A 14,284-nucleotide genomic window follows, 5' to 3' on the forward strand; every position below is an offset into this window, starting at 1 on the left:
ACGACGCGGCCCGCAACCCGCAGGACATCGACGACGCGGCCCTCGCCGCCGCCGTCTACCTGTGCTCCGGCGACGGCGACCTGTCGACCGTCGTCGGCCAGCGCGCCGCGGTCTACCGCTACAACCACAGCCAGGCCTACGTCGACCTGGTCCTCAAGATCATGAACGCCTACCTCGAGGGCGACTTCACCTCGGTGCCGAACAACTCGACCGCCGCGGGCTACATCGTCCCCGAGCCGCCGAGCTTCAACACCCACGGCACCAAGGGCAACCACGGTGGCAAGGGTGGCAAGGGCGGCTCGACCGGCGGCGGCACCACGGGTGGCGGCACCGGCGGCACGACCGACCCGGGCACCGGCGGAACCCCCGGCAACGGCGGAACCCCCGGCACGCCGGGCGGTGGCACCGGTGGCACCGGTGGCACCCCGGGCCTGCCCAAGCCGGGCGGCGGCGTGACCATCCCCAAGACCAACACCCCGCTCGACCCGGTCGTCGAGGGTGTCGACTCGGGCGTCGGCGCGGTCACGTCCAACCTGATCAGCGGCGTGCTCGGCCTGCTCGCCAAGGACGAGGCCAAGGACGCCTGCCAGAAGGCCTACCCCAAGCTCACCCAGTCGGTGCAGCTGCTCACCTGCATGATCAGCTACGGCCTCAAGACGCCGTAGTCGCTCAGCACGGCACGACCCGCGAGAGCCCTGGACCCCCACCCCCCGGTCCGGGGCTCTCGTCCGTTTTCGGGGTCGGTCTCCTCGTCTCACCCGGCATTTCCGTCCAGGATCTTGCCGATTCGGGACAGGAATGCCGGGTGAGACCGTCCCCACCTGGGGGACGGAGCTCAGCGCAGCAGGCCGGCGGCCTCGGTGGCCCAGTAGGTGAGGATCATGTCGGCGCCGGCACGGTGGATCGAGGTCAGCGTCTCCAGGATCGCCGGCTCGCGGTCGATCCAGCCATTGGCGGCGGCGGCCTCGAGCATCGAGTACTCCCCCGAGATGTTGTACGCCGCCGTCGGCACGCCGAGCTCGCGCGCGGCGTCGGCCACGCGCCGCAGCACGTCGAGGTAGGCCAATGCCGGCTTCACCATGACGATGTCGGCGCCTTCCTCGATGTCGAGCAGCGCCTCGCGGACACCTTCGTTGGCGTTGCGGCGCCCGTCCTGCTGATAGGTACGGCGGTCGCCCTGCAGCGAGCTGTCGACGGCCTCGCGGAAGGGGCCGTAGTAGGCGGAGGCGTACTTCGCCGAGTAGGCCAGGATGCCGGTCTCGGTGAAGCCGGCCGCGTCGAGCGCGTCGCGGATCACCGCGACCTGGCCGTCCATCATCCCGCTCGGCCCGACCAGGCCGGCGCCGGCCCGGGCCTGGACGACGGCCATGTCGGCGTACCGCTCGAGGGTGGCGTCGTTGTCGACCCGCCCGGTCGCGTCGAGGACGCCGCAGTGGCCGTGGTCGGTGAACTCGTCGAGGCACAGGTCGCCCATCACGACCAGTGCGTCGCCCACCTCGGCGACGACGTCGGCGATCGCCACGTTGAGGATGCCCTCGGGGTCGGTGGCGCCGGAGCCGACGGCGTCCTTGGTCACCGGGACGCCGAACAGCATGATGCCCTTCAGCCCCGCCTCGGCCGCTTCGACCGCCGCCTTGCGCAGCGAGTCGCGGCTGTGCTGGACCACGCCCGGCATCGAGCCGATCGGCGTCGGCTCCGAGGCCCCCTCCCGCACGAAGGCGGGCAGGATCAGCTGGCTGGGCCGCAGCGAGGTCTCGGCGACCAGGTCACGCATCGCGGCGGAGGTCCGCAGCCGGCGAGGACGGACGATCGGACGCAGGAACTCGCTCATGGGGCCCATTCTCGCGCAGCCCCCCAGCCGCCCCGCCGCAGGCTCAGCGCCAGCGCACCAGCCACTGGGTCGCGCCCTGGTCCATCCCGTCCGGCCCCGCGCCCGCGCCGTATGGCGTGCCCCACAGCAGCCGGTGGCGCGGCGTCGGCCCGCTGACGTCCCAGGCCGCCGTCTTGTCGGTGACCTGCCAGAGCCGGTCGGTGTCGAGGTCGTAGACGTAGGTGCCCTCGGTGTCGCCGAAGTGCGACCCGATCTCCACCAGGTGCCCGTCGCCGGTGCCGGCGTCGGCGATATAGCCACCGATGTCGTCGCCCTGGATCGTGGTGACCGGCCGCCCGTCGGCGGTGAGGATCTGGACCCGGTCGTCGCGGCCGTTCGCGTAGGTGCCGCAGTACTGGCTGAGCACGATCCGGTCGGCGGTCGCCCCGAACCCGAGCAGGTTGCACCGCGCGCCCGAGCGCGGGTCGAAGTCGCGCTCGACGCCCGTCGCCAGGTCGCGGACGTGGATCCGCCGGTTGATGCCGTTGGTGGCGTCGGACCAGACCAGGCTGTCGCGGGTGAAGTCGAAGCTGCCGACCACCAGCCCCTCGTCGCGTACGTCGGACGCGTCGGTCAGCGACGCCGACCACAGCTCGTAGGTGTCGCCGCCCGCGCCGGCGTCCTCGGCGTCGCCGTCGGGCTGCGTCGGCCACCCGCCCGGGGGCGGCTCGCTCGTGTGCGCCGGCACGCCGACGTACAGCCGGCCGTCGGGCGCGACCTGGGCCGAGAGCATCTCGGCGCTCGGCGGAAGGCCGGGCCACGAGAGTGTGCTCCAGGCGCGCGTACGGCGGTCGAACACCTCCGCACGCAGGCCCGAGCCGAGCCCGTCGACATCGGTCACGATCACGATCCGGTCGGCGCCGACCCGGATCGGGCGCTGGTTGGCCTCGATCGCGTGCGCCGGCAGCCAGTCCTTCTCCCCCGTCTGCGGGTCGAGCAGTGCCCAGCGGATCCGGTTGTGTGCGCCCTTCGGGCCGTCCTGGAAGAGGATCAGGCCGTCGTCGCTCACGCCGGCGTAGTACTCGCCGTTCGCGGCGTTGAGGTCCTTGTTGGCGTAGGAGCTGAGCACGTCGTACTGCTTGCCCGCGACCGCCTGCCGCGCCTCGCGCAGGCTCAGCACCGGCCCCTCCGGCGTCGGCACCCGGCTGCCCGCCGGCCCGTCCTTGCCGCCGTCGACGGTGCCGGTGATCGAGGTCAGCGCCACGATCCCGGCCACGGCGACCGAGGCCAGCCCCAGCCCGCCGATGGTCCGTCGCCGGCGGCAGCGCACCCGGTCCCGGCCGGCACGCAGCACGGCCGAGAGGTCGGTGTCGTCGCCGGGCGGGGTCGCCGCCGCCTCCTGCAGCAGCGCGCGCACGTCGTTCACCATGTTCCGCCTCCCAGGGTCAGCTCGCCGAGCGGCGAGTCCTCGAACACGGAGCGGAGCCGGTCCAGCGCACGCGCCGTCTGGCTCTTGACCGTCCCCTCGCTGCACCCGAGCGCCCGCGCCGTGTCGGCGACGCTGAGGTCCTCGAAGTACCTCAGGACGACGCACGCGCGCTGGCGTGGCGGCAGCTGGGCCATCACCGACAGCAGCGCCTCGCGCGCGGTCACCGCCTCGGCCAGGTCATGGCCGGACGACAGCTGCGGGTCGGGCTCGGCGGGGATCTCGGTACTCGACCGGCGCCGGCCGTGGTCGAGCACGACGCTGACCACCGCGCGGCGGGCATAGGCGTACTCGCGGCCGGCCCGGGTGAGCCGCGGCCACGCGACGTACACCCGGATCAGCGCCTCCTGGACGTGGTCGGCCGCGCGGTCCCAGTCGCCGCACATCAGGTACGCCGTCCGCCGCAGCCGGGTCCGGGCACTCTGCGCGAACTCGACGAAGGCGTCCTCGTCACGCTCACGCATCGGTCACTCGCTCCATGACCGGTCCAACGCAGTGACCACCGGGGCAGGTTGCACGGTCCTTGGCCGGAATGTGCAGGCTCATGTAACTCGGTGTTCGGTCGTCCACCACAGCAAAACGGCATCTGCCACGGTGCTGTGACCGGTCACAGCACCGTGGCAGATCCACGAACACCGAGTTACAAGCGCGCTCAGGCCTTGCGACGCCGCGCGGACGGCTTGCGGTCGCTCGGCTTGGTGACCGGCTCGCCGGCCTCGAGCAGCGCCGCGCGCCGGTCGGCGCCGAAGCCGGCGAGGGCCTCGACGAGCAGCTCGACGTCCGGCTTGGGCGCGAGGACGTCGACGCGCAGGCCGTGCTCCTCTGCGGTCTTGGCCGTGGCCGGCCCGATGACCGCGATCACCGTCGACGGGTGCGGCTTGCCGGCGATGCCGACCAGGTTGCGCACGGTCGAGGACGACGTGAACACGACCGCGTCGAACTTGCCGGTCTTGATCGCGTCGCGGGTCGGCGCCGGCGGCGGGGCCGCGCGGACGGTGCGGTAGGCGGTGACGTCGTCGCACTCCCAGCCCAGGTCGATCAGGCCGGCGACCAGGTTCTCGGTGGCGATGTCGGCGCGCGGGAGGAAGACCCGGTTGATCGGGTCGAGCATCTCGTCGTACTCCGGCCACACCTCGAGCAGGCCGGCCGCGGACTGCTCGCCCGAGGGGACGAGGTCGGCACGCAGGCCCCAGTCGGCGATCGCCTGGGCGGTCTTGTCGCCCACCGCGGCGATCTTGAGGCCGGAGAAGGCGCGGGCGTCGAGGCCGTACTCCTCGAACTTCTCGCGCACCGCCTTGACCGCGTTGACCGAGGTGAAGGCGATCCACTCGTAGCGGCCCTCGACCAGGCCGCGGACGGCCTTGTCCATCTGCTGCGGGTTGCGGGGCGGCTCGACGGAGATCGTGGGGACCTCCTCCGGGACGCCGCCGAACTCGCGGATCCGGTTGGACAGCGAGGCCGACTGCTCCTTGGTGCGGGGCACCAGGACGCGCCAGCCGAAGAGCGGCTTGGTCTCGAACCACGACAGCTTCTCGCGCAGGTCGACGACGGCGCCGATGACGATGATCGCCGGCGGCGAGATCCGCGCGGCGCGCGCGTCGGCGGCGACGTGCTCGAGGGTCGAGGTGACCGTCTGCTGCTCGGTGGTGGTGCCGACCCGGGTGATCGCGACCGGCGTCTGCGGCGCGCGGCCCACGGCCACGAGCTGCTTGGCGATGTCGCCGATCTGGCCGACGGCCGAGAGCAGGACGAGGGTCGGGGTGTCGGCGTACTTGCTCCAGTCGACCTTCTCGCCACAGGTGACGACGGCCATCTCGCGGTGGTCCTTGGTGGTGAGCGGGATGCCGGCGTAGGCCGGGACCGCGCCGACCGACGAGACGCCGGGGACGACCTCGAAGCCGAGGTTGGCCTTGGCGACGGCCTGCGCCTCCTCGGGGCCCGAGGCGTAGAGGAAGGGGTCACCGCCGAGCAGCCGGACGACGCGCAGGCCGCGCTTGGCCTGCTTGACGACGACCTTCGCGCGGGCGGCGTGGGTGAGCGGCTGACCGTCCTCGCCGAAGCCGCCGTCGATCAGCTCGGGGTCGACCGGGTCGTCGAGGACCTCGCCCGGGGCGGGGACGCGGGCCTGGGCGGCGCGGCTGCGGATCACCCGGACCAGGTCGGCGTGACCGGGCTCCTCGGTGATGATCACGTCGGCGTCCTCGATCAGCCTCACGGCACGCACGGTCAGCAGGTCGGGGTCACCGGGACCGGTGCCGACGAAGGCGACACCTCCGGGCTGGGCGGCCTGGGGAGCGGCGGGAGTCGGGGCAGCCTTCTTGGCTGCGGTGGCTCGCGTCATGCGTTGTGCACCTCTGCAGATCGTGCGGACTGGTGGGAAGTCGAGTCGTGGGGGGCCATCAGCTCGGCGGCGCCGTCGACCAGCATCTCGGCGGCAAGGGAGGCGCCGAGGGCGGTGCCGGCGGCGGACCAGCCGGCCGGGTCGTCGCCCAGCGGCGCGCTGGCGGAACGGCGTACGGAGAGCACGCCGTCGGTGGACAGGATGACCGCGCGCAGCCAGAGCTCCGGGCCGTCGTCGCCCTCGGCGAGCTCGGCCAGGGCGCCGATCGGGGCCGCGCAGCCGCCCTCGAGGACGGCCATCACGGACCGCTCGGCGGCGACGGCGGCGCGCGTGGCGGGGTCGTCGAGCGCGGCCACCGCGGCGATCGTGGCGGCGTCGTCGCTGCGGCACTCGACGGCGAGCGCGCCCTGCCCGGGAGCGGGCAGCACCTGCAGCGGGTCGAGCACCTCGGTGACCTCGTCGAGCCGGTCGAGCCGGGCCAGGCCGGCGCGCGCCAGGACGACGGCGTCGAGGACGCCCTCGCGCACCCGGCCGATGCGGGTGTCGACGTTGCCGCGCAGGCCGTGCACCTCGACGCCGAGGCCGAGCGCCTCGATCTGGGCAACGCGCCGCGGCGAGCCGGTGCCGACCTTGCTGCCCGGCGGGAGCTCGCCGAGGGTGAGGCCGTCGCGGGCCACGACGATGTCGCGCGGGTCCTCCCGCACGGGTACGGCGGCCAGCGTGATGCCCTCGGTGGCGTAGGTCGGCAGGTCCTTGAGCGAGTGCACCGCGACGTCGACCTCGCCGGCGAGCAGCGCGTCGCGCAGCGCGCTGACGAAGACGCCCATCGAGGGAGCGCCGACGAGCGGCGTGCCGGCGGCCTGGCTGCGGTCGCCGTCGGTGGTGATCTCGACCAGGACGGTCTCGACGCCGAGCTTCTCGGTGAGGGCGGCGGCGACGTGGCCGGACTGGGTGGTCGCGAGCGCGCTGCGCCGCGTTCCGATGCGCAGGGTCACGGGGCGCCCTCCTCGACGACGACGGGACGGGTCACCGCGTCGACCGCCTCGGGGTCGAGCGCGAACAGCTCGGCGAGCGCGGCGGCGTAGGACACGGCGCCCTGCTCGTTGGCGAGCTCCTTGACCCGGACGGTCGGCTCGTGGAGCAACTTGTCGGCGACCCGGCGCACGGTCTGCCGGATCTCGTCGCGGGTGGCGTCGTCGAGCGCGGGCAGCCGGCTCTCGAGCCGGGTCATCTCGGCGTCGACGACCGACGTCGCCATCGAGCGCAGCGCGACCACGGTGGGCGTCACGCTCGCCTGGCGGCGCGCGGCGAGGACGGCGGTGACCTCCTCGCCGAGGATGCGTCGCACCTCCTGGACCTCGCGGCCGGTGGGGCCGCCGTGGAGCAGGTCGCCGAGCTCGGCCAGGCCGATCCGGCGGACGCCGGGCAGGTCGGCCACGTCGGGCGCGATGTCGTGGGGCAGCGCGAGGTCGATGAGCGCGAGCGGCCGGTCGACGCCGCCCCGGGCGGACTCGAGCAGCGCGCGGTCGATGATCGTGCCGGAGGAGCCGGTGCAGCTGATCACGATGTCGGCGCGGCCCAGCTCGTCGCTGAGGTCGGCGAGGCGCACGGCCTCACCGGAGTACTGCGCGGCGAGGCGCACGGCGCGGTCGATCGAGCGGTTGACGACCGAGAGATGAGCGGCGCCCAGACGGCTCGCGGTCGCGGTGGCCAGCCCGGCCATCGCGCCGGCGCCGACCACGACGACGTACTTGCCCTCGGTGGGGCCGACGACCTCGGCCGTCTCGTCGAGCGCGGCGCTCACCAGTGTCGGGGCGACCTGGTCGATCTCGGTCTCGGCGCGGGTGCGCTTGCCGACGCGCAATGCCTGCTGGAAGAGCAGGTTGAGCGCGGGACCGACGGTGCCGAGCTCCTGGCCGCGGCGCAGCGCGTCGCGGGTCTGGCCGAGGATCTGGCCCTCGCCGACCGCCATCGAGTCGAGACCCGCGGCGACCTGGAAGAGGTGCGAGATCGCGCCGTCGTCGTAGTGGACGTAGAGGTGCGGGAGCATCGCCTCGGTGGTCTCGCCGGCGCGCTCGATGAGCAGCCGCGAGAGCTGCTCGATGCTGCCGTGGAAGCGCTCGACCTCGGTGTAGATCTCGAGCCGGTTGCACGTGGCGATGACGGTGGCCTCGGTGACGTGCTCGCACGACGCCGCGTCGGACATCAGCTTCACGACGCCGTCGTGGTCGAGCGCCACCCGCTCGAGCAGCGCCACCGGCGCGGAGTTGTGGGAGATGCCCACGACCAGGACGCTCATCGACGTCCTCGCTTCGCTCCGGGCGCCGAGGAGCGTCCCGAGACACCGCATCGACGGATTCGCTCGCTGCGCTCGCTCATGCTGCCCCTCCTCCTGCTGCGTCGGCAGTGCCGTCGACCGCGGCCCCGGCCGGGATCGGCTCGTGCCCGTTGGCTTTGCGCTGCTCGTGGTAGGCGAGGATCTGCAGCTCGATCGACAGGTCGACCTTGCGCACGTCGACGCCCTCGGGCACGGCCACGACGGCCGGCGCGAAGTTCAGGATGCTGGTGATGCCGATGGCGACCATCCGGTCGGCGACGTCCTGCGCGGCCACGGCCGGCGTGGCGATGACGCCGATCGCGACGTCGTGCTCGTGGACGATCTCCTCCAGGTCGTCGAAGGGCCGGACGACGACCCCGGCGACGGTCTGCCCGACGACCAGCTCGTTGGCGTCGAGCAGCGCCACGACCCGGAAGCCGCGGCTGCGGAAGCCGGAGTAGTTGGCGAGCGCGTGCCCCAGGTTGCCGATGCCGACGATGACGACCGGCCAGTCCTGGGTGACCCCGATCTCACGGGCGATCTGGTAGCGGAGGTAGTCGACGTCGTAGCCGACGCCGCGGGTGCCGTAGCTGCCGAGGTAGGACAGGTCCTTGCGCAGCTTGGCGCTGTTGACGCCCGCTGCGGTCGCGAGGTCCTCGCTCGAGCAGGTGCGAATGCCGTCGTCGGCCAGCGCCGTCAGCGCCCTCAGGTAGACGGGCAACCGGGCGACCGTGGCCTCCGGGATGACCCGGGCGGCATCCGTCGAACTCCGTGTGGTCACAGCTCCGCTTTCCAGTCGTGCCCAGCGGTTCAGTGGGGCCCGACTCGATCACTGTAGGAGTTTGTGAACGTGAGAACAAAATGGGCGAGAGCGCAACTGGAGATGGGTCACATCACGCTCGCGCGGGGGTCTCCTCGCCCCGGTGCTCAGCCGGCCAGACGACGTAGCGGTAGGCCACGAAGTTGAGCACCAGACTGCACCCGATCGAGGCCAGCTTGGCGAACCAGATCGACGACTGCGCCCACAGCCACCCGTGGATGAGCAGCGGCTGCGCGACCCACATGACCAGCCCGGTCGAGGCCACGAAGAGGAGCGCGTGGCGCAGCGTCAGCCGCTCGGCGCGGAAGGTGAACAGTCCGTTGACCACGAAGCTGAAGACCATGCCGGCGCTGGTCGAGACGAAGTTGGCGAGGGTGATGCCGAGCGCCCCGTGCAGCAGCACGAAGACCACCGTGTCGATGGCGGTGTTGCACACCCCCACCGCCGCGAACCGTACGGCGGTCGCCCGGTGCCTCACCGAGCGTGCCCCCGCGGCCCGGCGGAGCCGTCGGGCGAGGCGTCGCGGGCGACCATCGCGAGCGTGTAGAGGGGTCGGTCCTGCGCCTCGACGTAGACCCGGCCCAGATAGCTGCCGATGACGCCCATCATGATCAGCTGGATGCCGCTGAGCATGAACATGCCGACGCCGAGGAAGGCCCAGCCGGGCACCGACTCGTCGGGGCGGAACAGCCGGACGTAGAGGACGTAGCAGCCGAGCAGCAGGCTGAACGCCGAGATCGCGAAGCCGAAGCGCGAGATCATCTTCAGCGGCGTCGTCGAGAAGCCGAGGATGCCGCTGGCGGCGAAGTTGAGCATCTTGCGCAGCGGGTAGCCGGTCTCGCCGGCGTGCCGCTCGTCGCGGTCGAAGAGCAGCGCCTCCTGGCGGAAGCCGACGTGGGCGACGATGCCGCGCAGGAAGCGGTCGTGCTCGCGGTAGCGCGCCACCTCGGCGACGACCCGGGCGTCCATGAGCCGGAAGTCGCCGACGTTGCGCGGGATCTCGATCGAGGCGAGCCGGTCGAGCACCCAGTAGAAGCCCCACGCGGTGGCCCGCTTGAAGGGCGTGTCCTTGCGGGTGCGGCGCTGGGCGTAGACGACGTCGACGCCGTCCTCCCAGCGCTCGATCATCTCGAGGCTGACCCGGGGCGGGTCCTGCAGGTCGGTGTCCATGACGATCACCGCGTCGGCGTCGCCGGCCCGGGCGACCAGGTCGAGACCGGCCGTCACCGCGAGCTGGTGGCCGAAGTTCCGCGAGAACTGGACGACGCTCACCCGCGAGTCGAGCCCGCGCAGCTCGACCAGCCGCTCGAGCGAGGCGTCGCGCGAGCCGTCGTCGACATAGACGAACTCGAAGTCGAGGTCGGGCCGCGCCTTGGTGGCCTCCACCAGCGCCGCGTGGAAGACGCCGATGTTCTCCTCCTCGTTGTAGACGGGGAGGACGTAGGCGATCCGGCGGCGATCAGCGTCAGCCATGTTCACGACCCTAGAAGACGGTGGAAGCGGCGAGGACGATCGCCACGACGGCGACCGCGGTGGCGAGGAACACCTGGATCCGGCCCAGCCAGGTGACGATCCGGGCGTCGGTGGCGGTGAGGACGCCGTCGTCCGGGGGCCGCATCCGGCGCGTGCCGATCAACCGCTCGCGCACCAAGATCGTCGCGGCGATGGCGAAGAACGGCCCGGCGGTCGTCCAGTAGCGCCCGCCAGCGACGTGCACGAACGGCTGCACGAGCAGCGCGCCGAGCACGAGCTTGACGAGGACGTCGAGCACCCGCGCCTCCAGGCTGCGGCGCGCGACCGTCACCAGCGAGGCGGCGGCGAGCAGCAGCACCGGGAAGTAGAGGAGCCAGGTCGCGATCTCGGCCGCGCCCGCCCCGATCGACCCGAAGGTCCCGCGGCCGCCCTCGGGCGTGAGGTGCTCGATGAAGATCGCGGGCTGCAGCGCGTACGCCGCCAGGTTGTGGTCGACCTGCTCGAGATAGCCGCCGACCGTCACGTCGGCCAGCGCGTAGTCCGACATCTGCTTGAGGACGTCGACCTCGCTGGTGCCCGTCGCCCGCCCGACCTCGCGGGCGTAGCGCAGCGGGCGGAACCACAGCGTGCTGTCGGGGTCGCACTTGCCGAAGCAGACCTGCGAGCGGTCGCCGAAGGTGTTGGCCTCGACGGTCGGGACGGTGGTCGTGGTGATCACCCGGCCGCCGAGCACGTGCGAGGCGTACGCCGACCAGGGCGCGAGCAGCGCGACGAAGAGCACGCCCGCGACGGCGGCGGCCCCGAGCGCCCGGCGCAGCACCTTCCCGCGCAGCAGGACGACGGCGGCGATCAGCGTGACGACGCCGAGCCCGGCGAGCAGGATCGAGGTGCTGGAGCGCAGGTAGAGCGCGGCGATGCTGAGCAGGCCGAGCACGGCGCCGTCCTTGATCGACGGCGCCTCGCCCTTGCGGAAGCCGCGGAACATCTCGATCAGCCGCAGCGACACGAGCACCATCAGCAGCCCGGCGGCGGTGTCGCCCCAGGCGCCGTAGGTGAAGATCACCCACATCGGCACCAGGCCCGGGAACACCGCGATCACGACCGCCCACTTCGGCCCGAGCGTCGCCGAGACCCGGCGCAGCACGAGCACGAACAGGATGAGCATGAGCACGCCGATGTAGAGCCGGACCAGCCCCGGCCCGGCGTCCGGGACGACCAGGTAGAGCGGCGCGACCACGATCGACATGCCCGGCATGAACCAGCCGGAGGCGACGAAGTTGCGGTCGAGCTCGGCCCAGTGGGGCGTCGTGGCCCCGGCGAGGTCGCGGATCGTGTTCGACAGCGCCATCGCGCCGTTGAGGTAGGCCTGCTCGTCGCCGTGCCCGGGCACGTTCATGACCAGCGGGAAGACCAGGATCTTCAGCACCACGTGCGCGACGACCAGCCAGCCCAGCAGGACCGGCGCCGCGGGCAGGCGACGGGTCAGGGCGCTCACTGGGGCATCACCTGGTCGCCGTTCCAGCGCTTGGTCGACTTCGGGTCGCTGCACACGGGGTCGTCCTTCGCGGCGGTGATGACCGGCAGGTCCATGACGAACTGGCCGCGGACCAGACTGCCGGGGCCGGTGTGTGGATACGGGGCGGCCGAGACGGTCACCGTCTCGCTCCCCTTGGTCAGCCGGACGGCACGCAGGTCGCCGTCGTCCTCCGGCGTGCCGGCGACGAAGCCGACCCGAGTGAACGCCTCGACCATCTTGTCGAGCGCCGCGTCCCGGCCGATCAGGTCGAACTGGCCGACCAGCCGGCGCCGCGGGCCCGTGGCGGTCGCGACGTTGCCGTCCTGCCGGATCTGGTGCGGTACGTCGAGCAGCGCGCCGTCGGGCAGCGGGAAGCAGCCGGTCGCGAGCGCGTCCGGCGGGAGCGGCGGCCGGTAGTTGTTCGTCGGCACCGCGCGCCCGAAGCCGTGGCTGAGGAGCAGCACGACGACGACCGCGACACCGGCGACGAGCCCCACGAGCCACCTGGCACGTGCGGGCAGACGAGGAGACAGGCCCATGATGGGCCCGAGAATACGGTCAGGGGTGAAGGGCCCTGCGGAGGCGATCCGGGCTGACCCGCCAGAAATCGTGCTGCTTGCCGTCGACGAAGGTGACCGGGATCTCCTCGGCGAACCGGTCGGCGAGAGCCGGGTCGTCGTCGATCGAGAACTCCTCGTAGCTCTCACCCAGCTCGGCGCAGACCGCCTCGATCACCGCCCGCGCGTCGTCGCACAGGTGGCAGCCGGGCCGGCTGTAGAGCGTGACCCGGGCGCTCATTCGAGGATCCCCAGCGCCTTGCGCCGCTCCTGGCCGCGCAGCTGGCCCTTGCGGATCTTGCCGGTCACCGTGCGCGGCAGCGCGTCGACCACCTCGATGCGGCCCGGGCGCTTGTACGGCGCCAGCAGCTCCTCGGCCCGCGCGCGGACCGCGGCCACCAACGCGTCGTGGTCGGCCGCCGGGTCGCCGGGCACGACATAGGCGACCACGGCCTCGCCGGTGCGCTCGTCGGGCGTGCCGAGCACCGCCGCCTGGCGGATGCCCTCGACCTCGGCGAGCACCGCCTCGACCTCGGTCGGGTAGACGTTGAAGCCGGAGACGATGATCAGCTCCTTGACCCGGTCGACGAGGAAGAGGTCGCCGTCGCCGTCGAGGAAGCCGACGTCGCCGGTCGACCACCAGCCGTCGTCGCCCGGTCCGTCGGCGCCGTCGGGCCAGTAGCCGCTGAACAGGTTCCGGCCGCGGATCTGGATCTCGCCCGGGTCGTCGGCAGCGCTGCCGTCGAGCGGCACGCCCTCCTCGTCGACCAGCCGCAGGTCGATGCCCTCGAGCGCCGCGCCGACCGAGCCGGCCTTCACCTCGTCGGACTGCAGCGTGCTGGTCACCACCGGCGACGCCTCGGTGAGCCCGTAGCCCTGGTGGATCGGGACCTGGGCCAGGGCGCTGAACTCCTCGACCGTCTCGGCCGCGAGCGGCGCCGAGCCGGACAGCATCATCCGCACCGGGCCGAGCCGCTCGGCCAACGCGTCGAGGCCGCGCCAGGCGGCGAACACGGGCGGCGCGACGGGGACGACGCTGCACGCCTCGTCCTCGATCAGGTCGAGCGTGCCCTCGGGGTCGAAGCGGTCGGTCAGCACCAGCTTGGCGCGGTGCCGGATCACGCCGCCGAGCACCGCACCCAGGCCGTAGACGTGGAACAGCGGGAGGACGCCGAGGACGACGTCGTCGGGGTGGATCATCGGCGGCTCGACGGTCGCGACCTGCTCGACGTTGGCGAGCAGCGCGCGGTGGGTGAGCATCGCCGCGCGGGGCAGGCCCGACGTGCCGCTCGTGTAGAGCAGGACGGCGAGCTTCTCCGGGTCCTGCAGCGGCGGGACCGGCGTCGGGTCGGGGGCGCGCAGGTCGTCGTAGGCGAGCTCGTCGGGGGCGGCCGCGCCGCCCACGCGCACGATCCGCGGCAGCGGCCGGCCCTCGTCGCGTGCCGCGGCGGCGACCTCGGTGCGGCCGATCGCCTCGCGCACCGCGTCGGCCGTCGCGTCGTCGGCGATCGCCATCCGGGCACCGGAGTCGACGAGCATCCCGGCCAGCTCGGCGGGGGTCGAGCCCGGGTTGACCGGCACCGCGACCGCCTGCGCCCGCAGCACCCCGAGGTACGTCGTGACGAACTCGAGCCGGTTGCCGAGCGCGAAGAGCACCCGGTGCCCGGCGAGCACGCCCGCCGTACCGAGCCCGGTCGCGACCCGGCTCACCTCCTCGTCGAGCTCGGCCCAGGTCAGTCCGCGACCGCCGGCCTCGACGACCGCCAGCCGGTCGGGCAGATCGGCCGCGGCCTCGGCCACGAGGGCGGCCACGTCGGGCGTGACAGGAGCGTCCGGCTGCGACATGGGGGGATCCTACGCGTGCGAGATGACGTCTTCGGCCGGACTCCGCAGGACCCCGCGGCCCACTAGGGTTGCGCCATGGCACCCGCCGACCGACCCCGCCGGCTGAACCTCCAGCAGCG

The 14,284-nt window shown here is 72.8% G+C and carries 13 protein-coding genes and 1 pseudogene; 1 reads left to right on the top strand and 13 read right to left on the bottom strand.

All coding sequences use genetic code 11. The features are described from left to right. A pseudogene (locus AB4880_RS07330) lies at positions 1-665 on the top strand (hypothetical protein); the annotation flags it as partial. Positions 666-835: 170 nt separating this feature from the next. Here AB4880_RS07330 and hemB read toward each other — a convergent pair. From hemB to AB4880_RS07395, 13 genes are all read right to left on the bottom strand, one after another. Then, the gene (gene hemB / locus AB4880_RS07335) at positions 836-1,831 is read right to left on the bottom strand and encodes a porphobilinogen synthase (RefSeq protein WP_367918557.1); all 996 of its coding nucleotides are present in this window, start codon (positions 1,829-1,831) and stop codon (positions 836-838) included. Positions 1,832-1,874: 43 nt separating this feature from the next. Beyond that, a complete protein-coding gene (locus AB4880_RS07340; protein ID WP_367918558.1) occupies positions 1,875-3,239 on the bottom strand; it encodes a hypothetical protein in 1,365 nt (454 codons plus the stop codon). Then, a complete protein-coding gene (locus AB4880_RS07345) occupies positions 3,233-3,760 on the bottom strand; it encodes a SigE family RNA polymerase sigma factor (protein WP_367918559.1) in 528 nt (175 codons plus the stop codon). The genes AB4880_RS07340 and AB4880_RS07345 overlap by 7 nt, the downstream gene beginning before the upstream one ends. A 188-nt stretch (positions 3,761-3,948) precedes the next feature. Next, positions 3,949-5,637, bottom strand: coding sequence for a bifunctional uroporphyrinogen-III C-methyltransferase/uroporphyrinogen-III synthase (locus tag AB4880_RS07350; RefSeq protein WP_367918560.1), 1,689 nt, complete (start codon positions 5,635-5,637; stop codon positions 3,949-3,951). Continuing rightward, complete coding sequence (hemC, locus tag AB4880_RS07355; protein ID WP_367918672.1) at positions 5,634-6,626, bottom strand: hydroxymethylbilane synthase; 993 nt, start codon at positions 6,624-6,626, stop codon at positions 5,634-5,636. Before hemC ends, AB4880_RS07350 begins: the two co-directional genes overlap by 4 nt. A 2-nt stretch (positions 6,627-6,628) precedes the next feature. Beyond that, complete coding sequence (locus AB4880_RS07360; protein WP_367918561.1) at positions 6,629-7,936, bottom strand: glutamyl-tRNA reductase; 1,308 nt, start codon at positions 7,934-7,936, stop codon at positions 6,629-6,631. Positions 7,937-8,012: 76 nt separating this feature from the next. Next, positions 8,013-8,735: a redox-sensing transcriptional repressor Rex gene (locus tag AB4880_RS07365; protein ID WP_367918562.1), complete on the bottom strand. Its 723-nt coding sequence runs from the start codon at positions 8,733-8,735 to the stop codon at positions 8,013-8,015. A 112-nt stretch (positions 8,736-8,847) separates the two neighbouring features. Then, positions 8,848-9,252, bottom strand: a complete 405-nt coding sequence (locus AB4880_RS07370) for a GtrA family protein (RefSeq protein WP_367918563.1) — start codon at positions 9,250-9,252, stop codon at positions 8,848-8,850. Next, complete coding sequence (locus AB4880_RS07375; RefSeq protein ID WP_367918564.1) at positions 9,249-10,247, bottom strand: glycosyltransferase family 2 protein; 999 nt, start codon at positions 10,245-10,247, stop codon at positions 9,249-9,251. Before AB4880_RS07375 ends, AB4880_RS07370 begins: the two co-directional genes overlap by 4 nt. 10 nt (positions 10,248-10,257) lie before the next feature. Continuing rightward, positions 10,258-11,742 carry a hypothetical protein gene (locus AB4880_RS07380; RefSeq protein ID WP_367918565.1) on the bottom strand — a complete coding sequence of 495 codons (1,485 nt, stop codon included), beginning with the start codon at positions 11,740-11,742 and terminating at the stop codon, positions 10,258-10,260. Further along, complete coding sequence (locus AB4880_RS07385; RefSeq protein ID WP_367918566.1) at positions 11,739-12,260, bottom strand: hypothetical protein; 522 nt, start codon at positions 12,258-12,260, stop codon at positions 11,739-11,741. Before AB4880_RS07385 ends, AB4880_RS07380 begins: the two co-directional genes overlap by 4 nt. 61 nt (positions 12,261-12,321) lie before the next feature. Further along, positions 12,322-12,561, bottom strand: coding sequence for a glutaredoxin family protein (locus tag AB4880_RS07390; RefSeq protein ID WP_367918567.1), 240 nt, complete (start codon positions 12,559-12,561; stop codon positions 12,322-12,324). Continuing rightward, complete coding sequence (locus AB4880_RS07395; RefSeq protein ID WP_367918568.1) at positions 12,558-14,165, bottom strand: class I adenylate-forming enzyme family protein; 1,608 nt, start codon at positions 14,163-14,165, stop codon at positions 12,558-12,560. Before AB4880_RS07395 ends, AB4880_RS07390 begins: the two co-directional genes overlap by 4 nt. Positions 14,166-14,284: the final 119 nt, after the last annotated feature.

This window comes from Nocardioides ginsengisoli (genome assembly GCF_039537225.1).
Classification (GTDB): Bacteria; Actinomycetota; Actinomycetes; order Propionibacteriales; family Nocardioidaceae; genus Nocardioides; species Nocardioides ginsengisoli.